This window comes from Polaromonas sp. P1_F2, from assembly GCF_056405735.1.
In genome coordinates, this window is record NZ_JBFUBN010000003.1 from 345,856 (window position 1) to 372,269 (window position 26,414).

Consider the following 26,414-nt stretch of genomic DNA (forward strand, 5'->3'; position numbering starts at 1 on the left):
GGAATACCCCCGATGATCCAATTCAGCGAACTCAACAAATGGTATGGCACGCACCACGTGCTGCAGAACATCAACCTTGATGTGGCAAAAGGCGAAGTGGTGGTGGTTTGCGGGCCCAGCGGCTCCGGCAAAAGCACGCTCATCCGCTGCGTCAACGGCCTGGAGAAATTCCAGGCCGGCACGCTGACGGTCGACGGCATGCCGGTCGCCAGCGAGGCGAATCTGCGCAAGCTCCGCATGGAGCTGGGTTTTGTCTTTCAGCAGTTCAACCTGTATCCGCACAAGACCGCGCTCGAGAACGTCACGCTGGCGCCGATTCACGTGCGCAAGCTCTCCAGCAAGGAAGCCACCGAACGCGGCCGCGAGCTCCTCGAGAAAGTCGGCCTGGCGGACAAGTGCGGCGCCTATCCACAGCAACTGTCGGGAGGGCAGCAGCAACGCGTCGCCATCGCCCGCAGCCTGTGCATGCAGCCCAAGGTCATGCTGTTCGACGAACCGACCTCCGCGCTGGATCCCGAAATGATCAACGAGGTGCTGGACGTGATGGTGGCGCTGGCAAAAGACGGCATGACCATGATTGTGGTCACGCACGAGATGGGTTTTGCCCGCAAGGTGGCCGACCGCGTGGCCTTTATCGACAAGGGCGTCATGGTCGAAGTCGCCAAGCCCGAAGCCTTCTTTACCGCGCCGCAGAGTGAACGCACGCGTGAATTCCTCGGAAAGATTCTTCATCACTAGCCAGGGCGGGTGATCAACCCTCATCACGACCGCCGCACGCGGCAGCACAACTTCAGAAAGACATTGGATGACTGACACGGGCAGGCAGGAAACACAGGGCGGGCGTTCCATCGCCGTCGTGGGAGGCGGCGTGGTCGGCGCGGCGACGGCCTTGGCGCTCGCAGCCCGGGGCCATACCGTCACCGTCATCGACCGCGCTGAGGTCGGCGCCGGGACCAGTTCGGGGAACGCCGGCGCCATCGTGACGGGCGCCGTCACGCCGACCGCCACGCCGGGCGTGATCCGCGCCATTCCTTCCTACATCCTCGACCCCAAAAGCGCCGCTGTTCTGCGGCCGGCGCATTTTTTCCGCGGCCTTCCGTGGCTTCTGAGGTTTATCGCGGCAGGGCGCTTGACGCGGGTGGCGGGCATCGCGGCGGCCCTGCATCCGCTCGTGTCCAAGTCCCTGCAGGCCCACCTGACATTGGCCGACATGAGCGGCGCCCGTGAGCTGATCCGGCCAGGCGGCTGGCTGAAACTCTATACATCCGCCGCCGGATTTTCGGCCAGCGCGCTGGAACGTGAATTGATGACGCGCCACGGCGTTCATTTCTCCGTCCTCAAGCCCGCCGAGGTTGCCGAGCTGGAACCCCGGCTCAATAAAAATGCCTACACCCGCGGTTTGTTCCAGCCCGACAGCGGCTTCGTCAACTACCCCAGGGCGCTGGCGCAGTCTTACTTCGAGTGCGCGCGGCAGCGGCAGGCGCAATACCTGCAGGAGACGGTGCTGGAGCTGCGGCCCGTCAACGGAGGCGGTGTGTCCATCCGGACCGACAAGGCCACGCGGCAGTTTGATGCGGTGGTCGTCGCGGCGGGCGCGTGGTCAAAACAATTCGCCGAACAGCTCGGCGACAAGGTCAGCCTGGACACCGAGCGCGGTTATCACCTGTCGTTTACCTCCACGGGTGAATCCCTGCTGGGCCGCCCCGTGTGTTTCCCTGAAAAGCAGTGCGTGCTCTCGCCCATGCACGACGGCATTTCGCTGAGCAGCGGCGATGAACTGGCGGGCCTTGTTGCGCCGCCGGATTTCCGGCGCATACGCGCCCTGGTGCCCTTTGCCCGCAACGTGCTGCCGGCCATCATGGGCCAGGCTATACAGCGCGAATGGATGGGCTATCGCCCCTCCACGCCCGACTCCCTGCCCGTGATCGCGCGCTCACCGCGCTGCGCCAATGTGTTTTACGCGTTTGGCCACGGCCATCTCGGATTGACCCTGTCGGCGATCACCGCCCAGCTGGTCGCCGGAATGGTCGGCGGCGATCCTGAACCCTTTGACCTGTCGCCCTACCGGGTTGCCAGGTTCTGAATCGAAGAAACATGAACAACACCAACAGACACACCCGCGAGAGCACCCCATGCCCGCTGTAACGGACGAAGCCGCAAAAATCGGCGTCCTGTGCTGGGAGACCGGGCAGGTGCCCCGAGGGCTGCAGCAACTTGAAACCCTGACCGGCAACAGCACCAACCCCGCGTCCTACGCCTATCCCGTGAGCTTCCATCCCGTGCGCGGCGCCAATGTCCATACGATCCTGGAGAACCCGGACCCAAAAGTGCTGGAGACCATGATGGCCGATGCCGCGGCCATGGTGGCCGAAAAAGGCATCAAGGCCATCACCACAAGCTGCGGCTTCAACGCCATCTTCCAGCGCGAACTGGCCCAGGCCGTCGGCGTACCGGTGCTGACCTCCAGTCTGCTGCAAGTCCCCTTTGTCAGGCTGCTCCACGGCCCGCGGAGCGAGATTGCCATCATCACCGCCAATGCCGGCGCCCTGGGCCCGCGGCACCTGAGGGCCGCCGGCATCGAGAGCATGGACGGCTTGCACATCCTGGGCCTGGAGCAGTGCCCGGAATGGAACAGGATGTTCGCCGAACCGGATGCCGAGATCGACCTGGCCGTCATTGAACAGGAAGTCTTGGGCACGGCGCTTGGCGCGCTTCAAAAGCATCCGGGCATCCGGGCTTTTGTCCTGGAGTGCACGGACCTACCGCCTTATTCGGAAGCGATCCGGCGCCGGTCAGGCCTGCCGGTGTTTGACTTCATCACCATGGTCAATTTTTTGCACTCGGCTATTTGAGGCAGGCGTGATCAACGCTGGTGGGTTGTGTAGTTTGAAGCCACATAAACCGGCGCCGCCTGCGCCGGCAACGGTGATTTGCCCCGAATCAGGTCCGCGATTTTTTCCGCGATCATGATGGTCGGCGCATTCAGGTTGCCGCTGACGACATTGGGCATGATGGAAGCATCCACCACGCGCAGGTTCTGGATTCCGTGCACGCGGCCGGCGCCGTCCACCACCGCCATTGGATCGGTCCCCATACGGCAACTGCAGGAAGGATGAAAAGCGCTTTCGGCCTTGTCGCGGATGAAGGCGTCGATTTCGGCATCGGTCCGGACCTTGGCACCGGGCGAGATTTCGCCACCGCGGAAAGGCTCGAATGCCGGTTGGGAAAATATCTCGCGCGTCAGGCGCACACCCGCGCGGATTTCCTTGCGGTCCTGCTCGGTCTGCATGTAATTGAACAGGATGCGTGGATGCGCTTTGGGGTCGGCCGAGCGCAGTGTGATGTGGCCGCGGCTGGTCGCGCGCATCGGCCCGACGTGCGCCTGAAAGCCGTGCTGCGTGGCCGGTGCGCTGCCGTCGTAGCTGACCGCCATCGGCAGAAAATGGTATTGCAGATCCGGATGCGCCACCCCCGCCTCACTGCGGATAAAACCGCCGGATTCGAAATGATTGGTCGCGCCCAGGCCTTTCCCGGCGAACAGCCATTGCACGCCGATTTTCAATTTGGCCAGGGGGTTCATCGCGCTGTACAGGGTAATCGGCTGCTTGCTGGCGTACTGCACGTAGACCTCGAGATGGTCTTGCAGATTCTGGCCGACCCCCGGGAGATCGGCCCGCGGCTGGATGCCCAAGGCGCGAAGTTCCTCCGCCTTGCCGATCCCGGACAGCATCAGAAGCTGCGGCGAATTGATCGCGCCGCCGGACAGGATCACCTCACGCGCCGCATAGACCTGATGCAGGCGCGACCCTAGCGCGTATTCGACGCCGGTCGCGCGCGTGCCCTCGAACAAGACCCGCGTGACCCGCGCGCGCGTCACCACGCGCAGGTTGCCGCGCCTGGCCGCCGGGCGCAGGTAGGCCTGCGCCGTGCTCCAGCGGCGGCCCTTGTAGACCGTCATGTCCATCGGCCCGAGGCCTTCCTGCTGGTAGCCGTTCATGTCCTCGGTGTAGGGGTAGCCGGCTTGTTGCCCTGCCTCGATGAAAGCGCGGTACAGCGGGTTCTTGCAGGCAGCGGTGGAGACATACAAGGGGCCGTCGTTGCCGCGATAAGTGTCCCCGCCTTTCAGGCGGGTTTCGGATTTCTTGAAGTACGGCAGGCAATGCGCGTAGGACCATTGCGCCAGTCCCGGCATGCCAGCCCAGGCGTCATAGTCAAACGCATGTCCGCGGATATAGACCATGCCGTTGATCGACGACGACCCGCCGAGCACGCGGCCGCGCGGGCAGTGCATCCGGCGCATGTTCATGAAAGGTTCCGGCTCGGTGTCGTAGAACCAGTTGTACTTGTCGTTGGCCAGCGGATAGGCGAAGGCCGACGGCATGTGGATGAAGATGCTGTGGTCCGCCGGGCCGGCTTCCAGCAGCAGGACGCGCGCGCCGTCGTCCTCGCCCAGGCGGTTGGCGAGGACGCAACCGGCTGAACCGGCGCCGACAATGATGTAATCGTATTGTTCTTGTTTCATGTGAATTCCTGATCGGGTGCCGGCTTGCCGCGAGGTCGAGCTGTGAACGCTTTGGGTGTCCGTGAAATTATTTTTGCCTCCGGAAATTTTCCGTGCCGTCCAATGCCTGCGGGGCGGCATAAGAGGCTAGCGAGGCTAGGGCCGGCAATCGGCCTTTGGCTGCCGGACATGCCTATTCATAAGGACAAGCCACTTCGCCGAGTTCGACGTACACGCTCTTCAATTGCGTGTAATAGTCAATCGTCACCATGCTGTTCTCATGGCCGATCCCCGATTCCCGGATACCGCCAAACGGCATCTCGATGGGCGTGATGTTGTAGTTGTTGATCCAGCACACGCCCGCCTGCAATTGCGCCGCCACCCGGTGTCCGCGCGCCAGGTCGGCGGTGAACACGCCGGCCGCCAGGCCGAAGCGCGTGTCGTTGGCGCGCGCCACCGCTTGCGCTTCATCACTGAAGCTAAGCACCGACATCACAGGCCCGAAGATCTCTTCACGCACGATGCTCATGTCGTCGCGGCAATCGGCAAAAATGGTCGGCTCGACAAAATTCCCCTCGGCCAGTCCGCCGGTCTTGAGCTGCTTGCCCCCGGCGACCAGCCGCGCGCCTTCCGCCACGCCTTTTTCGATGTAGTCGAGCACGCGCTTCATATGCGGGCGTGAAATCAGCGCGCCGACCTGCGTCGCCGGATCCATCGGGTCGCCGATGCGCAGCTTTCGGGTACGCGCCAGCAGCTGTTCCAGAAACGCATCGTGGATGTCCTCATGCACAAAAACCCGTGTGCAGTTGGTGCAGACCTCCCCTTGCGTATAAAAATTTCCGAGCATCGCGGCGGAAACCGCCTGCTTCAGGTCGGCATCGGGGAACACCAGCAGCGCCGATTTTCCGCCCAGCTCCATGGTTGCGCGCTTCAGGGTTCTGGCGGCTTCCGCCATGACGGCCTTGCCGGTGCCGACCGAACCTGTGAGCGACACCTTGGCCACCGCCGGGTGCGTCACCAGCAGCCGGCCGGTGCGGCCATCGCCCTGCAACACGTTGAACACGCCGTCCGGCACCCCGGCCTCGGTGTAGATTTCCGCGAGCCTGGCGGCGCTGCGCGGCGTCAATTCGGAAGGCTTGAAAATCATGGCATTGCCGCAGGCCAGGGCCGGCGCCGACTTCCAGCATGCGATCTGCAGGGGATAGTTCCAGGCGCCGATGCCGACGCAAATGCCGAGCGGCTCGCGCCGCGTGTACGCAAAAGCGTTTTTGAGCCCGTAATGATGGCCGTGAATCGTCGGCGCCAAGCCGGCGAAGTACTCAATGCAATCGGCGCCACTGGCGACGTCGACCACTTCGGCCTCCTGGATCGGCTTGCCGCAATCCGCCACCTCCAGTTCGGCCAGTTCGCGGTTGCGCGCGCGCAGCAGTTGCGCCGCCCGGTACAGGATGCGGCCGCGCTCCGCACCGGTCATCGCCGACCATGTGGCCAGCCCGGCCTGTGCCGCCTCGATCGCACGCTCGACTTCCGGCGCCAGCGCCAATTCGACGCGGCATAAAACCCGGCCCGTGGCCGGATTCAGGTTTTCCAGTGTTTCCGAAGCGGTGCCGGGATGGTAAGCGCCGCCTATGTAGTTGCGTAGTGTTGGGGTTGTCACGAGCTCACCTTGTTCCGATGTTTTGCCGTGCAATCGTCGATTACTGTCGATTGCCTTGACGGCTCACTATAGGTTCAGGGTAGCCAGTACTCTTGATGTATTACGACCGCGAGGTGGCGCAAATTTCCGGGGACCGCCCAAGCGGCGGGCAACCGTGGGAAAGTCATTTGCGTGTCGGTGAAACGGCTTGCCGCATCACCGGGGCCTGCACGGACTGCAGCCGGTCCGCCCTGGGCGGGCAGCCGAACTTGTCCCGGTAGACGCGCGAGAAATGTTCGAGCGACGAATAGCCGGCACCGACCGCCACCTGCGCCACGCTCATGTCGGTTTGCTGCAGCAGCTTGTGCGCCCGCGCCAGCCGCAGGTTGATGTAGTACTTCAGGGGAGGCAGCGATGTGTAGTGCTGGAACAGGCGCTCCAGCTGGCGCCGCGACAGCCCGACCTTGATTGCGATCTCGTCGCAGGGCACGGGGTCTCCCACGGTTTCCTGCATGAGGTTTATCGCGGCCTGGACATGCCTGCTGCCCTCGCCGGGGCGCTTGTTGGCGCCGCTCAGCAAGGAGTCGGTCGGGTAGCGAACCTGTGTGTACTGCATGTGCTGGGAAACCTCGTGCGCCAGGTCGGCGCCTTCGCGTTCTCCTATCCATTGCAGCATCATGTCCAGCGTCGACGTGGCGCCCGCGCAGGTCAGGCGGCGTCTTTCTATCGTGTAAAACTGGTCCTTCGCGTTGACGTTCGGGTACAGCTCCTGGAAGCCCTCCAGGTTGTCCCAATGGATCGCCGCGCTATAGCCGTCCAGCAAACCGGCGGCTGCCAGGATTTCGGCGCCGGTCTCGATGCCCGCGAGTTCCGCGCCGAAGGCCGCCTGACGCCTCAGCCAGTTTTTGATCTTGCGGTTCTTCGCATACCTCTTGGCCTCGAAGCTGGCGATGACAAAAACCGCGGAGAACTCCATGTCGTCGGATAACGCCGCATCGACCGGCACATGCATGCCGTGCGTCCCGACCACCGGCTCACCGTCGACCGACAGCGTGGTCCATTCGAACAGTTTGCGCTGCATCAGCCAATTGGCCAGCACCAGCGGTTCCATCACCAGGGCCAGGCCCAGATTGGAAAACTGCGGGATCAGCAGCAAGCCGACCTTGCGCGCCGCGGGCGTGGCTTTCGGCGAAATGCGCTCCCTGTTTTCTTCCCTCATATGGACCCGCCATGCGTTGACAAACAGCCTATAAGGTATTTCCCGCGGCCCTTATTCGTTTGTGGTAATACGACATATGTTAGTCGCAATACGTCAATATTGACCGTTTTCCTAAACCTATAGTTCGTCAACGGAAGAGCACTGCTTCCCGGCATGCACCACTCGCCTCGCACCGGGAGCGGCAAAAAAAGCATGCGGTGGGCAGGCCCGTTTCAGCTCGAGAAAATGCGCTATCCAACAAGGAAAACGTGACATGAGGTCTCTGTACATACTCGGCCCGACTGCGGTTCTTGCCCTCGCCCTTTGCGCCGGCCCCGCAAGCGCACAAAGCAAATTGCCGGGCGGCGCAAAAGAGGCGGAAAGCTGCCGCACGGTGCGTTTTGGCGATGTTGGCTGGAGCGACATCGCCGCCACCACAGGGCTGGCATCGGTGGTCCTGGAGGGCCTGGGTTACAGCCCGAAGACGACGCTGGCTTCGGTGCCGATTACCTTCACAGGCATCAAGAGCAAGCAGATCGATGTTTTCCTGGGCTACTGGAATCCGAGCATGACGCCCATGATTGAGCCCTTCGTCAAAGCGGGCCAAATCAAGGTGCTGGACCAGCCCAACCTGGTCGGCGCCAAATACACGCTGGCCGTCAACAGCACCGCTTTTGAAGGTGGCTTGAAGACCTTTGCCGACATCGCGAAATTTCGCAAAGAGCTCGATGGAAAAATCTACGGCATCGAAGCCGGCAACGATGGCAATCTTCTGATCCAGCGCATGATCGACAAGAATGAATTCGGCCTGAAGGATTTCAAGCTGGTCGAGTCGAGCGAAGCCGGCATGCTGTCCGAAATGCAGCGCTCGTCGCGCCTGAAAAAATGGATCGTGTTCCTGGGCTGGGAGCCGCATCCGATGAACGTGCAGCTGAAGATGAAATACCTGGAAGGCGGCGACGCCGTGTTCGGCCCGAACTTCGGCGAGGCCAAGGTGTACACCGCGACTGCCACCGATTACCAGGCGCGCTGCCCGAACGCGGCCAGGCTGATCGGCAATCTGCAATTCACGACCGACCTGGAAAACCAGGTGATGGTGCCCATCACCAACAAGGTCAAGCCCAACGACGCGGCCCGTGACTGGTTGAAGAAGAACCCGGATGTGCTCAAGAAGTGGCTGGCCGAAGTCAGCACCTTTGACGGCAAGGATGGGCTGACGGCGGTCAACAAGCACCTGGGTCTTTGATCGCGCCGCCACCGAAAAGTCACGGGAGCCGGGTTTCGCCAGGCTGGCGGATCCATGGAGAAAACCTGAAGCCGGCCAGCGGCAAGGCATCGGAAATTAAGCGGAAATTTATCGAAAAGTTGTCGGCAGTCTCATCAAAAAACTGAATGGAGTTCGTATGAATAGGGTTAAAAAGCTGTTGTCCGGCCTGCTGCTGGCGAGTGTTGCTTTCGGCTGTTCAGCCGTCGAATTGAAACACTGGCCCGCCGATGCCGCGGCCAAGCTCAATGCGCTGGTCAAGACGCATGCGAACAAGGGGGAGTACGCCGTGTTCGACATGGACAACACGAGCTACAACTTCGACCTGGAAGAGTCCCTGTTGCCTTACATGGAAATGAAAGGCCTGCTGACGCGCGAGAACATGGACCCTTCGCTCAAGCTGATCCCGTTCAAGGATGTCAACGGCAACAAGGAAAGCCTGAACAGCTATTACTACCGGCTGTGCGAAATCGACGACATGGTTTGCTACCCCTGGGTGGCGCAGATTTTTTCGGGCTACACGCTCAAGGAACTGAAAGCGCTCGTCGACGAATTGATGGCTTACGGCAAACCGATTCCGGCGACCTACTATGAAGGCGACACGGTCAAGACCATCGACATCCAGCCGCCGCGCATCTACCAGGGCCAGCGCGAACTGATGAACCATTTGATGGAGAACGGCATCGAGGTCTACATCATGACCGCCGCGCATGAAGAACTGGTGCGTATGGTGGCATCCGACCCCCGGTACGGCTACAACGTCAAGCCGCAAAACGTGATCGGCGTGGCGACCATGCTGAAGGACCGCAAGACCCAGGAACTGACCTCGTCCCGCCTGCAAATCCAGAAAGGCAAATACGATCCCGTCAAAAATATGGACCTGCAGATGCACCCTTACCTGTGGACGCCGAACACCTGGATGGCGGGCAAGTATGCGGCGATCCTGACCTATATCGACCAGTGGAAAAAACCCATCCTGGTGGCGGGCGATACACCGACCAGCGACGGCTACATGCTGTTCCATGGGACGGACATCGATCGCGGCGGCGTAAGAGTCTGGGTCAATCGCAAAGCCAAATACATGACACAGATCACCGATATGTGGACCAAAAACGCCGCGCGCCAGAAAGAGCTGGGCCTGCCCGTCACGGCCGACAAGAACTGGATTGTGGTCAAGCCGGAAGATATTCATCCGCTCCCCGCCGGCAACAAGTAAGCCGGTCTTATCCGCCCGTTTTCCCGTCCCACCGTCCCCTTATCGCCAGGAGGTGTTGAATGAACCCTGATCGCCTCTGCCCCGGGAATCTTTCCCGGGCCCGGCGCGCCCTGTGCGCGGCCTTGTGCACGACCTTAGTGGCTGGGCTGGGGCTGCTCCCGGTTCACGCCGCCGACAACCCGGTGCCTTTGACGCTGGGGCTCATTGTCACGGGCGATACCGTGGAGAAGATGCTGGAGAACTGGAAGCCTTTCACCGACGCACTGGCCAAGGAGATGCAGCGGCCGGTGCGGGTGATGGCTTCGAAAGACTTCGCCGAAGTCTCCGGCGCCTTGAAGAATGGGCAAGTGCAGGTGGCCTGGATCAACAACAAGCTGGCGATCGAGCTGGTTGAAACCGACCAGGCGCAGGTGTTTGCGCAGATGGTCGGGCTGGATGGAACGCGCGGCTACAGCTCGGTGTTGCTTGCCCGCAAGGACGGCGTGCCCCAGACCCTGGCGGAGGTGATCGGCCATCCGGGCAGCTACACACTGGGGGCCGGCAACAAGGAGTCCATCTCGGGTTTCCTGGCGCCGAACTACTATGTGTTTGCCAAGAACAAGATCGATCCTGAGAAGCACTTCAAGAAGATCAATCGCACCAGCCACCGCGACAACTTCCTCGCGGTAGCCGGCGGCCAGGTGGACCTGGCGACCAACAACACCGCGGATATGCAGCGCTACCAGGCGGAGTTCCCGGACAAGATGGCGCGCGTGAAAGTGATCTGGGAGTCCCCGCTGATTCCCAACGACCCGATCCTGTACCGCAAGGACCTGCCGGCGGCAACGCAGCAACGCATCAAAAAATTCTTCCTGGCCTACGGCCGCGACGAGGCCGAAAAGGCCACGCTGAAGAACATGTACGACCTGTCGGCGTTCAAGGCTTCGTCGAACTACCAGCTGCGGCCCGTGGCGGACCTGGCATTGTTCCAGGCACTGACCAAGGCGATGGGCAGCCCCCAGGACGGCGGCGATTTCAGCGTCGTGCTCCAGCAACTGACCAGGCGCGCCGCCCGGCTGGACTCACTGCTTAATTCCACGCGCATTGAGAGTCAGTAACGGCCAATGCTGTCACTGATGCATTTGTCAAGGCGCTCATTTTTTAACTTCCTCTTGAGCAACTTCTAGCTGCTGATACTTAAAAAATTCCGTGATGCAACCGCTAGCGGCAATTGAAAACGCCCCACTTTTATTCGCAAGCGGAAAATTGTGTTCTGTGCCCGTCTTGTCTGACCACAGGAACTGCGGAGAGTGCACTCCGGCGCTTTCCGACTGGGTCAATACGGCGTAGTGCCGCTGCACTTCCGACTTGGTCAGGCAGAATTTGTGGATGTCGAACTTAAGTCCGAACGATAGGATCCGCTTCGAATCGGGGCCTCTCTCGATCTTTAGGGCGCTATAGACGCCGCCCGTGATCATCGGATTCGCACTGGTGACGTCGGTGCGCTTGGAGTTTTCAGGCTTTCGCCAGTCCACCGCATCAACAGGCTGTGTGATCCGCAGATCGAACATCTGCATGAGCTTTCCGAAATCCTTGATGTCCGGTTCTTTGAGAACGAGCAGAATTGTTTTCCAGAGGGCCGTGGCTTCCGGCCCCATCACCAGGTCTTGAACAATCACTTCCTGACCCCTAACCTGAGTCGTTCGCTCGGGCTGAGGTTTTGTAGTTTCACCTGGCTTCGCCGATGCCAGCACCTGGGTTTGGGAACACGCACTGAATAGGCCGCATGCAGCCACGGAAAGCATGACCGCGGTGAATCGTTGTAATTGCCTCATCGCTTCTACCCCTCTAAACAGTCGTTAGTGTGATTTTGTGGTGTTGAGTGCTTTTGCGTCACATGCACCCGTATGCGCACGCCACAAAGGCATATGCATACGGGTGAAACTGAATCGACTCATCTTTTTGATGTTGCAATTCCTTGATGCGTTATGGGCATTGTTTTGAGATAGATAAATCACGCCCAAAGGGTCTAAACCTCATCATTTGCCGGATTCCGTATGCTTAAGGCTGGGATATGCGAGGTCGATGTTTATTGCACATTCCTGATAGGAGAATTCAGCTGAAATTGACCCAATTTGGCCATCGGGCGTACTCAATGTTGAAAAATGGATGCCATCAAAAGGCTGTTGTTTTGGAGGTTTTTCTGTCGGGTGTACCTCCGGCCGCGTCCATAGGCTGCGCGGCATCCCCTCCAGGCTCTTCTCTACCGCTCGTGGCGTCACGCATGTAATCTCAGGAAGCAAGCTGATGCTGAGTCTCGAACGTCCTCCGCGTCCATATGGATCATAGAGTTGAACCATGTTTATGCTTTCAAATCCTTGCACTCTCAACTCGATTCTCGACGGGTGCTTCGGACTGATCCAGTAGTGGTCTTTGTGTTTTTGGATATAAATTTCGTCGATACCCAACTCCTGCATCACTACCACCGAGTCCGTCAGACGAACGTTTGCAGCAATCTTTAGCAAGGTGTTTAGCAGATCTCCTCCTCGTTTGAGTTGCTCTTCCGTGGCCGGTGGCGGGACGGGCAGAACCGGGTTGTTCATGTAGTGCCAGGACTTGCCGGGTTCGTTGACCTGCGCCCCGGCGCTGCAAATTCCGCATGCAGCCACTGTTAGTGCACATAGTTTGAAGTGGAAGCGCCTGAGCGCGGAAAGAGCATCGGCGGCAATCGTGGTCATGGTGTACTTGCGCCAGTTCTGAATTTACTGCTGAATGTGATGACTCGAACGCAGTTCGTAGTCGATGTTGTGCCCGTCCCATTGGCTGCAGGTGCAATCGACAAATCAAAGTTCATATTCGACGTGTACATGCCAGCCCCGGTCTTGTTGAACATGCCCCATTCATATTGCTTTGCCGCAGCAGGCGAACCAATCTGGTCGAGAGAAAAATTTGCGCCGGTGTAGATCGCCAGTGCATATGGGTCGACGCAAAGACGATTTCTGTTGATCTCCATTACCAGGTAATACGTTCTTAGATATGCATTGGCTCGATAGGCTTCAGGCCTTTTCATTTCGGCAAGAAAGTTGTTGTCTCTGGCTCGCGAATCACCAATCGGCCAATCTTCAGTCGCCCAAGAGGCTTCGGCCCGGTAGAACTGCTCCATTCCAAGATAATGAAGCTCCCCGAGAGTCATGCCGGGGATTTGTGTTATCTGAATGTGCAACTTCTTCCTGAAGTCGTCGATCTTCGGCTCACTATTGCCGTCCCGAAACAGGAACAACGCGCCATCGATAAAACGCCTGAAGTCGACGGGCCAGTCGCGGGCGGCATCTTGGTTACGTGGCGGTAGTGGCGTACCCTCAGCCTGTGCAGTCAGGCTGGCTGAAGGTGGCTCTGCACCGATCTTCGCCTTCGGAGCTTCTTGAGCCGAGACCCAAAATCCCTGCAGCATGGCGACAGCTAGCAGAGCTGCCTTGAACATTCGCAATCGGCTCATCGCATTTACCCCTATAAACAATTGTTAGTCTGATTTTGTGGTGTCGAATGCTTTTGTGCTCACATGCACCCGTATGCCCACGCTTTGGATGCATGCGCATACGGTTGAAATTGAAACGGCTCATCATCTGCCAATTGCGATGGACACGGTCTCCCCTTGTTTAAGGCTGGGGTATCCAAGGCCGATATTGTTTGCACATTCCTGATAAGAGAATTCAGCTGAAATTGATCCAATCCGACCATCAGGAGTATCTACCGGCGAGAAAAGGATGCCATCAAAAGGCTGTTGTTTTGGAAGTTTTGCTATCGGGTGTGTTTCCGGTCGCGTCCATAGGCTGCGTGACACCTGAGGGCTGCCGGCATTGTGAGCATGGACGGCCTGCACATCCTAGGCCTGGGGCAATGCCTGGAATGGACCCGGATGTTCGCCGAACCGGATACCGAGATCGACCTCAATGTCATCGAGCAGGAAGTTTTGGGAACGGCACTTGGCGCGCTCCAGAAGCATCCCGGCATCCGGGCTTTTGTCCTGGAATGCACGGACCTGCACCTTATTCGGAAGCGATACGGTGCCGGTCAAGTTTGCCGGTGTTTGATTTCATCACCGTGGTTAATTTTTTGCATTCGGCTATTTGAGGTCTTTGTGTCGAGTTAACTCTCCGATTTAGCCTCTATGCTGGCCGCATGCTCCGCACGATGTGCACCAATCAACGACAGGGGAGGTGTTGATAATCTCGATACAGGCGCAACGAGGCGGCCGCAAAGAAACGACCGAATCTGGGAATTACCCACCATGAGCGATGAACAGATCAAATTGAATCAGCGGCCGATACCCGAACCTGCTTTGCGTGACGAAGATGCGGTCGAGATGCTGCGCGTCTGGATTGCAGAGAAAGGATTGCACTGCTCGATGAAGGTCGGTATGTATCGTGAAACGACGAACGTTTCCGAAGAAAAGGCGTGGGGGACTATCCTCGCTGACGTGGCCAGGCACGTTTCCAGGGCCTTGGAGTTGAAGTATTCGAGCGACGCGGCTGAGTCTCAGCAGAAGATCAGAGATAGCTTCATGAAGGAGCTTGGCGCTCCGACGTCAGAGGCAAAAGGGGACTTCGTACGTAAGCACTGAGGGCAGGCATCATCCGACATGGTCAGTTCGATTTGACCTGTGGACTGAGGACGAAGGGCGGTCAGATTTAACGCTCGAACGTACTTTGGTTGATCGCGGCGGCGAAACATGGACGGCCTGCATATCCTGGGCCTGGAGCAGTGCCCGGAGTGGAGCAGAGTGCTCGCCGAACCGGATGCCGAGATCGACCTGGCTGTCATTGAACAGGAAGTTTTGGGCACAGCGCTTGGCGCGCTTCGGGCTCATCCCGGCATCCGGGCTTTTGTCCTGGAATGCACGGAACTGCCGCCTTATTCGGAAGCGATCCGGCACCGGTCAGGGTTGCCGGTGTTTGATTTCATCACCGTGGTTAATTTTTTGCATTCGGCTATTTGAGGGGGATTGCACGTTGCTTGGGCTAGAGCTGCGAAATCTTAGCGGCACCGAAGCTCAGGATGCCAAGGCCAGTACGCTGATGAGGGGTTACCGCCACTTGAGCAAAAGCGTGAGGCCGACGTTGCGATTTGACCTAAAGCCGCTGGATGAGGGATTTGGACCACGACATGCATGTTTCAATCGCCCAATTGGTTTGCTCCTGTGTCAGTACAGGCATCCTCTCGCCACCGGGACCGTGTCCAAGTGGATTGCGGACTTTGGTGAACAGTAGCTTTATTGCCTCTGCTTCCCATGAATGGATAAAGCCCCCATTTTTCGACGATTGCAGGTTGTCGATGTAGTTATGCGCACCTTTCTCACCTCCGTGCGTCCACCCCTTTTCAGTGGAAATGATCTTTATGACGCTTTCTAGCGCCCTGGTGGCCCAGAACGCAGGATCGCGATCATTCGCTTCCCGCCGGTCGATTGCCTCGGTCATGTCAGTTGCCACGTTCGTCCACTTGGGATCAGCAACTAACCCCCAGAATGGTTTCTCTATCTGCTCTTGCACCATCGAGTCACTGGCGATCTGGATGAAGCCGTTGTGATAATTGAGCGGAACCTTGGCACGGCGAAAGCGTTCGTTTAATTCATCACAAGTGGAGCTGAACAAGTTCAACATGGACGCGTTGCTGCGGGCCATTACAGCTGAAAGAGCAGTCTGTGTGTCAGCAATCGCAGCGGATAGGCCGTCCAGCGCGGCCAGGGCCTTTCTATCTCGCTTCGCAGCGGCAGAGATCGAAGAGGACCGGTAGGACGCATCAGCCGTCTTAACTGCGTGCAACCGTGCTCGGAACGCAAGTTCGAGGAAGCTGATGCGTTCTTTCATGTACGAGTCAGGATTAACTCCTTGCTTGTACGGCTCCAGCATGAAGGTCTTGCAGACGGAATCAATCCTGTATGTGCCCCACTGGTGCTTGCCATTCACATCCGTGAAGTTCCATCCGAGTGGTGCAAGACTTTCTCGTCCTAGCTCCATGCTAAGTCTGCTGTGGACATCTTTCCACGCAGTAGTCGCTGGAACGTCGAGCTTGCCGCTCTGGTCGGCTGGCCACAGTTGCTCCGCAATTATTCGGTATCCCTGCACGAGCAGGATGCGATCCGATTCCCGAAACTCAGTCCAGATTGGGCGATCTTCGTAGCGGGTGGCAAAGATGTCGGTAAGCATGGCTGCATTATCGCCACGGCTTCAACGCAGCAAACCGGTGTTCGTTGAAGGCATGAAGCACCCGCGCAAGAGAGTAACCACCGATGTCCAGGCGGTAGGCTGGATAGCGCGGCTGCTGAATGCGACACTTAGAAGGTGTTTTCCAAAAGATAAGGTCCTGACTCTATGGCCGCAATACTGCCAACCAAAATTCCGAAAACCTATCCAGATGGCCCAGTGGCTCCGCCCGTCTACAACTCTACGGATGTCATCGCGGAGTATGACTCCCGGGAGCTTGCAGATGAGTTTATGAGATTCAGCTCGAGAGAGCGTCGCAGGGCCTTGTTGGGAGGCAAGAGCGGAAAATCAGAAAGTGGGGCGTTGCATCTTTACAAGTACCGCTCTTTGGATGCCAAAGATGAGGCTTCGATCAGCAAGGCTCGATCCATTTTGGTGCAGAACAGGATATGGGTGGCATCACCGGAATCGCTCAACGACTCAAAAGACATGAGTTTTAAATTGGTCTTCAACTTAGACCTAAAGACGCGGATGAAATGGGCGAAGGAAAATAGTCATTTATTGGACGGACTATCGCCCGCTCAGCGACTGCTTCGACAAAAGCAATTGGCGCGAATGCAAATGACACCTGAGATGGAGGCTGGACTTAAGCAGGAAATCAAGCGGAGCATGGGAGTTTTCTGCGCATCTGTAGATCCTCGAAATCGATTGATGTGGGCGCACTATGCTGCAGAGGATCGGGGTATTTGCATCCAACTTGCGCCGTACGAGGATGAGCTATTTCTGATAGCCAGGAAGATGGTTTACAGCAACAACTTCCCCACGCTCGTTGTGCCTGCACCCCCTAAAGCCACTCAGGAATACTATTTGCATAAATCCCTGGATTGGGCCTATGAAAGAGAATGGCGAGTAGTACTGCCAATTAACAGCTGTTCCATCACGTTGCGGCCTCCCTCCATCTCGGCTGTGATTCTGGGCGCTCGGGTCAAACGTGAAACGGTCGAAGTCGTTATGTCTTTAATGCAGGAGCGTGAGCGCTTGGGTAACCCCCCGTTGAAGGTTTACCAGGCTCATTTGAATGATGAAGGCTTTGATATCAGAATTCGAACTTACGATGATCGGGCTCAGCACCGATAAAGCCGCACACGAAGGTAGCGGAGCTAGGCTGGGAATCGAAGCAACAGAATTGCGGAAATAGCTGTGAACTTTAAGGTAGATCCACACATAAACGGTACCTTTCGCAGAAAGGGATTTAATCAGGCTGATCACTATGGAACCGCTTGAAGATTTCTCAGACGAGCGACAAAAGGCCTGGTGCATCCATTGCGGCGGTTGGGCGAATCATTTAGAGCTGAACTGGGATCATGTACCGACAAAAGCGCTGTTGAGTCGCCCATTGCCAGCTCACACTCCGCAGGTGCTCATCTGTGCCTCTTGCAACCGCAGCTACTCGCAAGATGAGGAATACTTCGTGACTTTTTTAAGCTGCGTGCTCGCCGGTACGACTGAGCCTATTTCCCAAGCAAATCCGAGAGTTCAAAGGGCGCTGGCAAGAAATCTCTCGCTCGGCGCCCGCATTGAAGCTGGGAGGAGGCCGTATAGGGCGGTCGGCGGCCAAGACGGAGCGGTGTGGATTCCCGAATCAGAGCGGATTGAGCGGGTTGTCCTCAAAAATGCGCGTGGCCATGCCTATTACGAGTTGGGCGAACCTATGCTTGATCCACCGGAATCGGTATGGGCAATTCCCCTCACAGCGTTAACAGAGGATGAGCGAAAAGCCTTCGCCGAGGTACTTGACCCTGGTTGGGCCGAAGTTGGCAGCCGCATGCTGGATCGCCAGGCATCCGGAGCCGACATGGACGAGGGCTGGGTAATCGTCCAACACGACGTTTACCGTTATGCCGTTTTACAAGACGGTGGTGTCACCGTTCGTTCGATCATGAGGAATTACCTAGCCACTGAAGTGACGTGGAGTTAACCGGTTATGACAATTTCATTCCGACATTCCGCCGGTTTTGGCAAGCGCATTGAATACTGGATTGTTGGCCTGATGCTTAAGCAGGGTTTGGACGTTTATCTACCGCTGGTTGATGACAATGCCATTGATGCGGTGATAAAACGTACCGACGGCAGCTTTATAGAAGTTCAAATCAAAGCTCGCTCCAGCACTGTGAAACTTGGCGATGGCGCATTGTTTGCGGCGATTACGCACGAGCTTCGTCACAACTATTGGTTTGTCTTCTATTCCGAACGCCTCGACGCGATCTTTGTAATGTCGTCCGATGAATTTATCGCCGAAGCCGTACAGAACAAAACCGGAATCAACGTGGGCAAGCGCAGCCTCTGGTTCAATGGAATGCGGAAGAACAAAGTGACCGGAGAACGCGAGGAGTATGTGAAGGAGCGTTACGAGAAATATCTATGCAGGGATTTCTCAAGATTGCTCCTGCCGCCGCCTGATCTTGAGACTAGATTTGGTGCACGTTGAGGGAAACCCACACGCCATAAAAGGACGACCTTGCCGGGTTTTCTTCGTGGGATTTTGACTAGGTAGCTAAAGGGGGAGATATGTCGAGTCCAGACACAAGTCATGCGGCTGCACCCAACAATCAATTTGACCCGTTGCGGTATTTAGAAACGATGCTGCCTTTGCTCATTCGCATGTTGCAAGCTCAAGGCGGACAGCCGATAGCTGATGGCGATGGATGGAAAAACGACCATCAATTTCTCGCTAAAAAGTTCCTTTATCACCTACGGACGTTGTTAAGAACTGCTGAAGGAACGAAGATCGAACATGACAAAGGGGAGCATAGTTTCATAGACCATGGCACGATCAACGTAATCACGCGAGCGCTTCTAGAGAACTTTATCGTGTTCGAGTGGGTCTTCGGTCCATCGGATGAGTCTCTCAGCTACTTTCGATATTTAACATGGGTGGTTGCTGGGTTAAAAGAGCGCGCTGGCACGCCGACTCGTAGTGACATGGCGAAACGGCAACAAGCCTTTGAGCGGGAACGCTGTGAGAAGTTGTGTGAGGAAATCAGGTCCAATGAACATTTCAAGAAAATATCAAATGGAGCGCAGAAAGCGTTGCTGTTAGGGAAGTGGCGAATGGGACAAAGCATCGAGGAAATTGCGGTGCAGGTGGGGTTCCATTCAAAGCAATTGGAGGGACTGTATTCGTACCTTTGCTCCTACTCGCATTCCAGCTATATATCCGCACTGCAGATCGGCCAGGCTGATGAGCCAATGGAAAAGGAACTGTCTCGGATGGCTATAGGTGTTTCCTGCAACATGACTGCCCGCATGATTAAGACTTATGCGCGGTTGTTCCCTGTCGCACAGCAAATCCTTGATGGTGCAAGCGAGGATGAAAAGCGCGTCGTGGGGCGTTGGAATTTTCTACGAGAGGACTTTGAATCAAGCTACGGTCCTGACACCGCTAAGAAGCCTCGCGCATGGAAAGATGGCGATCCAATGCGTAGAGATGAACGATCACCTTCATCCTCTCCGAGTTAGCGCCTCCCCTAACTCGGCACAGTTACAGTCAGCCAGTGACGACCATTTCTAAGCCCTCAACCCAAGCTCTGCATATTGAGATGCGGAAGGGAGAAACTGTGTTGTCGCGAGGTACCGGTTTTGTAGTGATGGCCCCGCACAAGGCGCCTTACCTAATCACCAACAGGCATAACGTTACTGGCAGGAACAACGAAACCGACAAGTGCTTAAGCCCGACCCTCGGAACGCCTGACAACCTGCGCATCACCCACAACTTCAGCGGTAACTTCGGTACCTTCATCACTACGGTGGAGCATTTGTTTGATGGTGACGACCCTAGATGGGTCGAGCATCCTTCCTATAAGTCCACTGCGGATGTTGTGGCCTTACCGTTAATTGAACTTGAGAATGTTGCGCTGTTGCCGTTCGCTGCGACTGCGAACACGCACAATGCGATTAGATGCGCCGATCCTGTCCACGTTGTAGGTTTCCCATTCGGCTTGAGGACAGCTGTCTCTATGGGAATTTGGGCAACGGGATTCGTGGCGTCAGAGCCAGAAATCAATCACGGCGGCGAACCTGTTTTTCTTATCGACTGCCGCACTAGAGAAGGACAGTCTGGTTCTCCCGTAGTCGCGAAGCTGGACTTGGATCAGTTTTATGGCAACCGAAATGACGATTACGTTTTACTCGGTATCTACAGTGGCAGGGTCAACAAGGATTCCGACATAGGCAAGGTCTGGAAGGCATACATCATTGCTGAGCTTGTGTACTACGCTTACACACTGAGTCTTCAGCAGACATAAACTGCGCACAGCAGCGAGTCGGGTGTAGATGTTGGTGCGGCCAAAGGGAATCGAACCCCTATCTGCCCCTTAGGAGGGGGCCGTTCTATCCATTGAACTATGGCCGCACTTCTCTTGGAGAGAGAGCCGTGATTGTATTCGGTGGCGGAGGCCTGTTTTCGCGTCCGCGGAAAGAGCCTCAGTCGTAAGGCACGGTGAAGATCAAATCCACCGCACTTTGCTGGCCGGCCTGGGCGCGGACGGTGAAGCGTTGCGACAGGTCGTAGAACACATAGAGGGTGCCGAGTGCGCCCGAGATCGTGCGTTCATACGCAGCGTAGAAGTTGCGTGAAAATCGTTTTCCCAGGGTGAGGGCGCTTTCGGTGGTGCTGCCGTCGGTGTTGCTCGATGCGCCTCGGTAGGACAGTTCATCGAGACCCAGCGAGGCGGCCAGGCCGCCGGACATGCCGCCTCCGCCTTTGCTGCCGAGCAGGGCCAGGGCGGCCTGCTGCAGCAGTGCGGCTTCGGCGCCGCCGGAGGCGGAGGATCTGCCCACCACCAGCCAGGAGAGTTTTTCGGCGTCGGGCAATTCGGGCTGGGCATAGAGGCGCACGCGAGGTAGCAGGGCGGTGCCGGTGATCTGCACACCGACGCGCTGCGTGAGGTTGGGGCGTATGGCCAGGATGTCCAGTGTGGGGTTGTCGATGGCGCCGGTGAAGCGCAGCATGCCTTGCTCGACGTCCAGGCGCTGGCCGTAGGCGCGGTACTGGCCGCCCGCGGTGTTGATGGTGCCGTTGAGCCGCGGGTCGCGCAGGCTGTCGCCGCTCAGGGCCAGGGTGCCGCGCACGCGGGTGTCTATGCCTTTGCCCTGGATGCGGAAGTCGCGGCCCAGGTCGAGCTCGACGGCCAGCTTGACGGGGCGGGCGTCGCGGTCGGCGGTGTCGCTGCCGGCCTGGGCCGGCGCCTTCTGGCCGGCCGCCGCGCCGCGCGTGCTGCGCACCACCACATCGTCGCCTAGCTGCGGTGTGCCTTCGTCGGGCAGAATGATGCGGGCCTGGTCGACCACCAGCTTGCCGGTGAGTTCGCTCTGCTGGCCCTTGAGGCCGGCCTGCACCTCGCCGGAGACCGTGAGCTGGCGGTCGGTGCGTATGCTGGCGCGCAGGCGCTCGAGCTTGGCATTGAGCTGCACTTGGGGTTTGCCTTCGACCCAGCCGGCTTCGCCCTGGGCCGTGAGAATGCCGCCCGTGCCTTTGTCGCCCGCGCCCTGCAGCGTGAACTCGTTGATGCGCATGCGGGTGCCGTCGAGCTTGGCGCGCAGTTTGCCGTTGCCGAACTCGATGCCGTCGACCACCGAGCGCAAGGCCAGGTCGTCGGCCTGTAGGTCGCCGGCCAGTTGCGGCGCGGCGCGTGTGCCGCTGATGGCGACGTCGGCGCCCAGCGAGCCGCGCAGCCGCCAGCCCGGCGGCGCGAGCACCGACCACACGCCTATGCGCGGCAACTGCGCACGCAGCTGGCCGGCCAGGGGCGCGTCGGCGGGCCAGAGCCAGCCGCCGCCGGCCGTGGCGGGCGCGCGCCCCAGGCGCGTGCGCAGCTGGCCGTCGGCGGTACCGGCGCGTTCGCTGTCCCAGCGTAGCGCGACCGTGACGGCCTCGCCCTCGCTCTGCAGCGAGAGCCGTGCTTCCTTGACGCCGGCCGCCACGCGCGCCGAGGTGCCTTGCGCGGTTTCGGCCTGCACGGTGATGTCGCCGCTGCTGCGCGCCAGGCTGGCCTTGAGGCGCAAGGTGTCGCCCAGCGTGGCGTCCCAGTCGCCGTCAAGCAGCAGGGTGCCGCCCAGGCCGGCGCCGGCCATTTGCGGGCCGGCGAAAAGTTCTATCCAGGCCAGGGGCAGGCCGCTGAGCTTGCCGGCGGTAACAAGCTCGCGGCCCGGCCGCCAGCGTACGGGCTGCCAGGCGAGGGTGGCCTGCGAGGGCGTGGAAGCACTCGAAGTACCGGAGGCGCCGGAAGGCGGCGCGATGAGAAGCGCCTCGCCGGCGCCGCTTTCAAATGCGCCGCCGTTGCGTGAAGGCGTCCATTTGAGCGGGACGGCGTTGCGGGTTTTGAGTTGCCAGGCGCCTGTGCCGAGTGCGGGGTCTTGCACGCTGAGGCTGAGCTGCTGCAGCAGGCCTTGCCAGGCCGATTCGGCCAGCGGGGTTTGGCGAGACGCGGCGCCGCGCCCGCCTTCGGCCGCCAATTGCAGTGTGTAGCGGCGCGCGCCGGCCTCGACGCGGCCCTGGGTGTTGAGCTGTGCCTGGCTCAGGCGGCCCGAGAGTGTGGCCTGGAAGGCGCGGATCTTGATGAGCTCTGCGTCCGCCGCGGAAGGTGCGCCCGCGACGGCCGGTGCGGCGGTCGCCATGCGCCAGTCCAGCGAGGGCAGGTCCAGCCGCGCCTGCAGGGCCGGGTCCTGCCAGCCGCCTTGCCAGCTTGCCTGCAGCTCGGCGCCGCCGGTGGCTGAGGCGGACTTGAGCCCATTGGGCATGCCGGGCAGCTTTTGCAGCCAGCGCAGGGTTTGGGCCATGTCGCGGCCGCGCAGGCTCAAGTCGCCCTTGCCGCTGGCGGGGCGCAGCTCGCCTTGCACTTGCGCATCGAGTCCGGGGGCGGTGAGCGTGAGTTTGCCCTTGCCGCCTTGCGCGGCGGGCTGGGCTTCAAGCTGGCCGCTCAGTTCAGCGTCGTCGCTGCGCACGCGCAGGGCCGAGAGCAGCAGGGTGCCGCCGGCCTGTTCGGCGTTCCAGCTGCCGGTGGCGCTGGCGTCGCGCAGGCGCAGCGCGCCCAGGGGGTTGTTCTTGGCGTTGGCATCGTTGCGCGCCGCCTGGACATTCGCGTCAAAGGCAATGGCTGCGCCTTGGCTGTGGGCCTGGGCCTTGCCGTCCAGCGGCAGCGGCGCGAGCTGGCTGTGCAGCAGGGCGGGGTTGACCTGTTGCAGGCTGGCTTGCAGTTTCCAGGCCGGTGTTTTGGGCGCTGTGGAGGTGGCAGGTGTATCGGCCCATTCGCCGCTGGCCAGCAGCTCGCCGCCACCCAGCCTGGCCTTGAGCGTGCGCACCAGGGCCGCGCCGCCGCGCCATTCGCCCTGGCCCTCGAGCCGCTCCAGCGGGAGTTTGTGCTGGTCCCAGGGGCCGGGCTGGGCATTGGCGAACTGCAGTTGCAAGCCCCACGCGGAAGTGGACGACACAGCGGCGCTGTCGGCCGGCCGCACGCTGGCGCTGCCTGTCAGCTGGGTGAACGGGCCTTCGGGCCAGAAGGCGGCGACGTCGAGGTCGCGGAAATTCGCGTCGGCCTGCGGCAGCGGTTGCGGCGCCCAGGGCATGACGCGGGCCGAGGCGCTGGCTTGTGGTTGCGGCTGGCCTTTGCGCGCCTGCGTTTGCATCTGCAAATCGGCCTTGAGCAGCAGCTCGGTGAGCGGGCCCTTGGCCGTGGCCTTGAAGGCCAGCGGCACGGTGGTTTTGCCGCCTGGGAGGGGCGCATCGAGTGCGCCGTTGAGGCTGGCATCGAGCTGCAGCGCGCCGCGCGAAGACAGCGAGGCCTTGCCGCTGTAACGGCCTTGCGCGAACTGCGCGCTGAGCAATTCAAGCTGGTGCGACAGGCCGTTAAAGGCGTAGTGGCCGCTGATGCTGGACGCGGTGAATGCCGCGCCGCCGGTCCATTGCAGCCGGCCGACGGAGAAGCCTTCGAGCAGCACCGGCAGCGGCAGGCCCAACGCCGAGGGCGGCACCGAGGGCGTGGTGGAGGGCGGGCGCTGGTCGTCGACCTGCACGCTGGTGGCGGCCAGGCGATTCACCTTGAGCGTGCCGTGCAGCAGCGACCAGGGCTGCCAGGCCAGCGTGAGGTCGCGCACATCCACACGCAGGCCGTCCTGCTGCCAGACCAGCTGGTCGATGTGGCCACCGCCGCGCAGCGAACCGGTGACGCGTTCGGCGCTCAGGGGCTGCGAGCGGGCGATCCAGGCCAGCGCGGTGGCCAGCGAGCCGTCGGTGCCGGCCCACCACCAGGCGCCGCCTGTGGCGGTGACGGCGAGCGCGGCAACACCGGCCACGGCCCAGGCCGTGGCGCGCAGCCAGCGGCGCGGTGGGCGGGGCGCTGCCGCTGCTGGTGTGGAAGCGCTGGGTTGGGTTGGCGCGTCCATCAGAAAACAAATCCCACGCTGACGTGCAGGCGCAGCTGCTTGGGTTTGACGCCGTAGGCCAGGTCTATCTGCAGCGGGCCTATGGGGCTGCGCCAGCGCACACCGGTGCCGATGCCGACGGAGGGTTTCATGTCTTTGGGGTTGTCGGCGACGGCGCCGGCGTCGATGAAAAAGGTGTTCTCCCACTCGCTGGGCCGGCCGTCTTTCAGCATGGGGCGCTGGTATTCGACGCTGCCGACGGCCAGGTAGCGGCCGGGGGCTATGACGCCGTTGTCGAGCTTGATGCCGATGTCGCGATAGCCGTAGCCGCGTACCGTGGTGTCGCCGCCGGTGCGGAACAGCAGGGTGCCGGGAATGCGGGCCGAGTCCTTGGCGATCACGGCGCCGCCTTCGGCGCGCAGCGCGATGCGGCCGCGCTCCAGCGGCACGATGCCGAGCCAGCGGCCCACGGCGCGGCCCAGGGGCAGGTGCTGCGAGCCCATGGTGCTGCCGGCGCCCAGCTCAAAGCCCAGGCCGTAGCCTTTGTTCGGGGCGATCAGGCTGTCGAAGTAGCGCCCGGTCCAGACGTAGTTGGCGGTGAGGGCCGAACCGTCGCCGACGTCGGCGGCGGAGCTGTTGATCTGGCCGCTGCCGCTGACGCTGGCCCTGTCGTATTGCAAATAGACGTTGCGGTCTATGCGGTCGCCGGCCTGGGTGCGGCCGAAGCGCAGGCGGCCGGAGCGTGTGACGAGTTGATCGTCGTCGACGCGCTCGGCGCGCGCCAGCGCCACCCATCGCCAGTTGGATTCATCGGGAATGGAAGTCCATTCGGTCTGCGCGAAGGGGGCTTTCTTTTCAAGCTGCAGCTTGGTGACGGCGCGCCAGTTGGTGCCGGGCACGCGCAAGTGCGTGTGTTCGACCGAAGCGCGCGGGCCGCTGTCGGTGGTGACGCCCACGCCCAGGATGATTTTTTGCAGCTTGGCCTCGCGCACCTGCACCTGGACGGGCGCGGCGTTGGGGTCGCTTTCGGGGTCGACAAAAATGTAGGCCGAATCGAAGTAGCCGCTGGCGGCCAAGCGCTGCTGCGCCTCGACCAGCTGGTACTGGTCGTAGGACGCGCCGGTGGTCAGGCGCGCCAGGCGCGGCACCAGCACCGGGTCGTAGCGTTCGACGCCGGTGACCTGCAGGGGGCCCAGGCGATAGAGCGGGCCTGAGTCGAGCTTGAGGCTGAGCGCCGCGCTGTGTTCGGGCGCATCGACGTCGGCCAGGCTGCCGGCCAGCTTGCCGGCCGGGTAGCGGCGTGCCACCAGGTCGCGCAGGGCCTGGGTCTTGGCGCTGTCCCAGGCGTCCTGCGTGAAGCGCTGGCCCACGGACAGGCGCCAGTCGCGCTGAATGCCGGCGCGCTGGGCTTGCGCGTCGCGGTCCGGCGATTCGGCGATGTCGCCGGCGAAGTCTATGGCCACGGCGCCTATGGTGGTGGCTTGGCCGGGTTCCACGGCCACCACGATGGTGGGCCGCTGGCCGGAGGCCACGGTGCCGCCTTCGCGCGTGATGGTGATGGTGGGGCTGAAATAGCCCAGGGTGCCGACCAGATTGCGCACATTGCGCTCGGCCAGCACGATCAGCCGCGCCAGCTCGGCCTCGTCGAGGTCGGTCACGGCGCGGTAGCGCTGCAGCTCCAGGTGTTTTTCGAGCAGGCCCTTGACGGGCTGCGGCGCGCGCACCGCGATGTCGAAGGCCGTGACCTCGGGCTGGGCGCTGGTCGGGCCGGTGGCGCCTTGCGGTGTGGGTTCGGGCGTGACTTTTTCAGGAGGGGGCGGCGGGGCGGGCGCGGTCTGCTTGACGACTGAGGGCGGTGCCGTGCTGCTGTCCATGGGCGCAGCCGTCTGCGCGCCGGCCGGGGGCGCCAGCAGGGCCGCAAGGAGGGCGAGGGCAGGGATGAGGCCGGCGCTGGCTGTCATCAGTCCTGCCGGGGTGGCCGTCCGTGCGCACTGGGAACTGT

Annotated in this window: 23 protein-coding genes, 1 tRNA gene and 1 pseudogene; 14 read left to right on the forward strand and 11 right to left on the reverse strand. The window is 60.4% G+C overall.

Annotated features, from left to right (window positions below; genetic code table 11):
- Positions 1-12: 12 nt before the first annotated feature.
- The 3 genes from AC1D0O_RS08565 to AC1D0O_RS08575 all read left to right on the forward strand — a co-directional run bounded on the left by AC1D0O_RS08565 (position 13) and on the right by AC1D0O_RS08575 (position 2,852).
- On the forward strand, positions 13-738 hold the full coding sequence (locus tag AC1D0O_RS08565; RefSeq protein WP_477653111.1) for an amino acid ABC transporter ATP-binding protein: 726 nt from the start codon (positions 13-15) through the stop codon (positions 736-738).
- A 67-nt stretch (positions 739-805) separates the two neighbouring features.
- Positions 806-2,083 (forward strand): NAD(P)/FAD-dependent oxidoreductase, encoded by a 1,278-nt coding sequence (locus AC1D0O_RS08570; RefSeq protein ID WP_477653112.1) that lies wholly within the window; start codon positions 806-808, stop codon positions 2,081-2,083.
- 49 nt (positions 2,084-2,132) lie between these two features.
- Positions 2,133-2,852 carry an aspartate/glutamate racemase family protein gene (locus AC1D0O_RS08575; RefSeq protein ID WP_477653113.1) on the forward strand — a complete coding sequence of 240 codons (720 nt, stop codon included), beginning with the start codon at positions 2,133-2,135 and terminating at the stop codon, positions 2,850-2,852.
- 11 nt (positions 2,853-2,863) lie between these two features.
- Here AC1D0O_RS08575 and betA read toward each other — a convergent pair whose 3' ends face one another.
- From betA to AC1D0O_RS08590, 3 genes are all read right to left on the reverse strand, one after another.
- Positions 2,864-4,522 carry a choline dehydrogenase gene (gene betA / locus AC1D0O_RS08580; RefSeq protein WP_477653114.1) on the reverse strand — a complete coding sequence of 553 codons (1,659 nt, stop codon included), beginning with the start codon at positions 4,520-4,522 and terminating at the stop codon, positions 2,864-2,866.
- Positions 4,523-4,694: 172 nt separating this feature from the next.
- Entirely contained in the window at positions 4,695-6,158 is a 1,464-nt protein-coding gene (gene betB / locus AC1D0O_RS08585) for a betaine-aldehyde dehydrogenase (protein WP_477653115.1), read from the reverse strand.
- Between the two features lie 163 nt (positions 6,159-6,321).
- On the reverse strand, positions 6,322-7,356 hold the full coding sequence (locus tag AC1D0O_RS08590) for a GlxA family transcriptional regulator (RefSeq protein WP_477653116.1): 1,035 nt from the start codon (positions 7,354-7,356) through the stop codon (positions 6,322-6,324).
- A 253-nt stretch (positions 7,357-7,609) separates the two neighbouring features.
- Between AC1D0O_RS08590 and AC1D0O_RS08595 the strand changes: the two genes are divergently transcribed.
- From AC1D0O_RS08595 to phnD, 3 genes are all read left to right on the forward strand, one after another.
- The gene (locus AC1D0O_RS08595; RefSeq protein ID WP_477653117.1) at positions 7,610-8,581 is read left to right on the forward strand and encodes a choline ABC transporter substrate-binding protein; all 972 of its coding nucleotides are present in this window, start codon (positions 7,610-7,612) and stop codon (positions 8,579-8,581) included.
- A 157-nt stretch (positions 8,582-8,738) separates the two neighbouring features.
- Positions 8,739-9,815, forward strand: coding sequence for an HAD family hydrolase (locus AC1D0O_RS08600; RefSeq protein WP_477653118.1), 1,077 nt, complete (start codon positions 8,739-8,741; stop codon positions 9,813-9,815).
- Between the two features lie 59 nt (positions 9,816-9,874).
- Positions 9,875-10,912 carry a phosphate/phosphite/phosphonate ABC transporter substrate-binding protein gene (gene phnD / locus AC1D0O_RS08605; protein WP_477653119.1) on the forward strand — a complete coding sequence of 346 codons (1,038 nt, stop codon included), beginning with the start codon at positions 9,875-9,877 and terminating at the stop codon, positions 10,910-10,912.
- Between the two features lie 36 nt (positions 10,913-10,948).
- On the opposite strand, the gene AC1D0O_RS08610 is transcribed toward phnD, so the two are convergent.
- From AC1D0O_RS08610 to AC1D0O_RS08625, 4 genes are all read right to left on the reverse strand, one after another.
- Positions 10,949-11,629 (reverse strand): hypothetical protein, encoded by a 681-nt coding sequence (locus AC1D0O_RS08610; RefSeq protein ID WP_477653120.1) that lies wholly within the window; start codon positions 11,627-11,629, stop codon positions 10,949-10,951.
- Between the two features lie 204 nt (positions 11,630-11,833).
- Positions 11,834-12,532, reverse strand: a complete 699-nt coding sequence (locus tag AC1D0O_RS08615; protein ID WP_477653121.1) for a hypothetical protein — start codon at positions 12,530-12,532, stop codon at positions 11,834-11,836.
- Positions 12,529-13,275 carry a hypothetical protein gene (locus tag AC1D0O_RS08620; protein WP_477653122.1) on the reverse strand — a complete coding sequence of 249 codons (747 nt, stop codon included), beginning with the start codon at positions 13,273-13,275 and terminating at the stop codon, positions 12,529-12,531. Before AC1D0O_RS08620 ends, AC1D0O_RS08615 begins: the two co-directional genes overlap by 4 nt.
- 402 nt (positions 13,276-13,677) lie before the next feature.
- Positions 13,678-13,869, reverse strand: a complete 192-nt coding sequence (locus AC1D0O_RS08625) for a hypothetical protein (RefSeq protein WP_477653123.1) — start codon at positions 13,867-13,869, stop codon at positions 13,678-13,680.
- A gap of 213 nt (positions 13,870-14,082) precedes the next feature.
- Here AC1D0O_RS08625 and AC1D0O_RS08630 point away from each other — a divergent pair, with 213 nt between their 5' ends.
- The 3 genes and pseudogenes from AC1D0O_RS08630 to AC1D0O_RS08640 all read left to right on the forward strand — a co-directional run bounded on the left by AC1D0O_RS08630 (position 14,083) and on the right by AC1D0O_RS08640 (position 14,790).
- Complete coding sequence (locus AC1D0O_RS08630) at positions 14,083-14,415, forward strand: DUF5076 domain-containing protein (protein ID WP_477653124.1); 333 nt, start codon at positions 14,083-14,085, stop codon at positions 14,413-14,415.
- Positions 14,366-14,476: pseudogene (locus AC1D0O_RS08635) on the forward strand (hypothetical protein); the annotation flags it as partial. The gene AC1D0O_RS08630 and the pseudogene AC1D0O_RS08635, both read left to right, overlap by 50 nt.
- A 47-nt stretch (positions 14,477-14,523) precedes the next feature.
- Complete coding sequence (locus AC1D0O_RS08640; protein ID WP_477653318.1) at positions 14,524-14,790, forward strand: aspartate/glutamate racemase family protein; 267 nt, start codon at positions 14,524-14,526, stop codon at positions 14,788-14,790.
- Between the two features lie 133 nt (positions 14,791-14,923).
- Here the strand turns inward: AC1D0O_RS08640 and AC1D0O_RS08645 are convergent, their stop codons facing one another.
- Positions 14,924-15,997 (reverse strand): AbiJ-NTD4 domain-containing protein, encoded by a 1,074-nt coding sequence (locus tag AC1D0O_RS08645; RefSeq protein ID WP_477653125.1) that lies wholly within the window; start codon positions 15,995-15,997, stop codon positions 14,924-14,926.
- Between the two features lie 165 nt (positions 15,998-16,162).
- On the opposite strand from AC1D0O_RS08645, the gene AC1D0O_RS08650 reads away from it, so the two are divergent.
- From AC1D0O_RS08650 to AC1D0O_RS08670, 5 genes are all read left to right on the forward strand, one after another.
- Complete coding sequence (locus tag AC1D0O_RS08650; protein WP_477653126.1) at positions 16,163-17,131, forward strand: DUF2971 domain-containing protein; 969 nt, start codon at positions 16,163-16,165, stop codon at positions 17,129-17,131.
- A 133-nt stretch (positions 17,132-17,264) separates the two neighbouring features.
- Positions 17,265-17,972: a hypothetical protein gene (locus AC1D0O_RS08655; RefSeq protein WP_477653127.1), complete on the forward strand. Its 708-nt coding sequence runs from the start codon at positions 17,265-17,267 to the stop codon at positions 17,970-17,972.
- Between the two features lie 6 nt (positions 17,973-17,978).
- Positions 17,979-18,482 (forward strand): PDDEXK-like family protein, encoded by a 504-nt coding sequence (locus AC1D0O_RS08660; protein ID WP_477653128.1) that lies wholly within the window; start codon positions 17,979-17,981, stop codon positions 18,480-18,482.
- Positions 18,483-18,562: 80 nt separating this feature from the next.
- The gene (locus AC1D0O_RS08665) at positions 18,563-19,513 is read left to right on the forward strand and encodes a DUF5677 domain-containing protein (protein WP_477653129.1); all 951 of its coding nucleotides are present in this window, start codon (positions 18,563-18,565) and stop codon (positions 19,511-19,513) included.
- 35 nt (positions 19,514-19,548) lie between these two features.
- The gene (locus AC1D0O_RS08670) at positions 19,549-20,298 is read left to right on the forward strand and encodes a trypsin-like peptidase domain-containing protein (RefSeq protein WP_477653130.1); all 750 of its coding nucleotides are present in this window, start codon (positions 19,549-19,551) and stop codon (positions 20,296-20,298) included.
- A gap of 32 nt (positions 20,299-20,330) precedes the next feature.
- Here AC1D0O_RS08670 and AC1D0O_RS08675 read toward each other — a convergent pair.
- From AC1D0O_RS08675 to AC1D0O_RS08685, 3 genes are all read right to left on the reverse strand, one after another.
- Positions 20,331-20,405 (reverse strand) — tRNA-Arg (locus AC1D0O_RS08675).
- 71 nt (positions 20,406-20,476) lie between these two features.
- The gene (locus AC1D0O_RS08680) at positions 20,477-24,433 is read right to left on the reverse strand and encodes a translocation/assembly module TamB domain-containing protein (protein WP_477653131.1); all 3,957 of its coding nucleotides are present in this window, start codon (positions 24,431-24,433) and stop codon (positions 20,477-20,479) included.
- Complete coding sequence (locus AC1D0O_RS08685; RefSeq protein WP_477653132.1) at positions 24,433-26,373, reverse strand: autotransporter assembly complex protein TamA; 1,941 nt, start codon at positions 26,371-26,373, stop codon at positions 24,433-24,435. Before AC1D0O_RS08685 ends, AC1D0O_RS08680 begins: the two co-directional genes overlap by 1 nt.
- Positions 26,374-26,414: the final 41 nt, after the last annotated feature.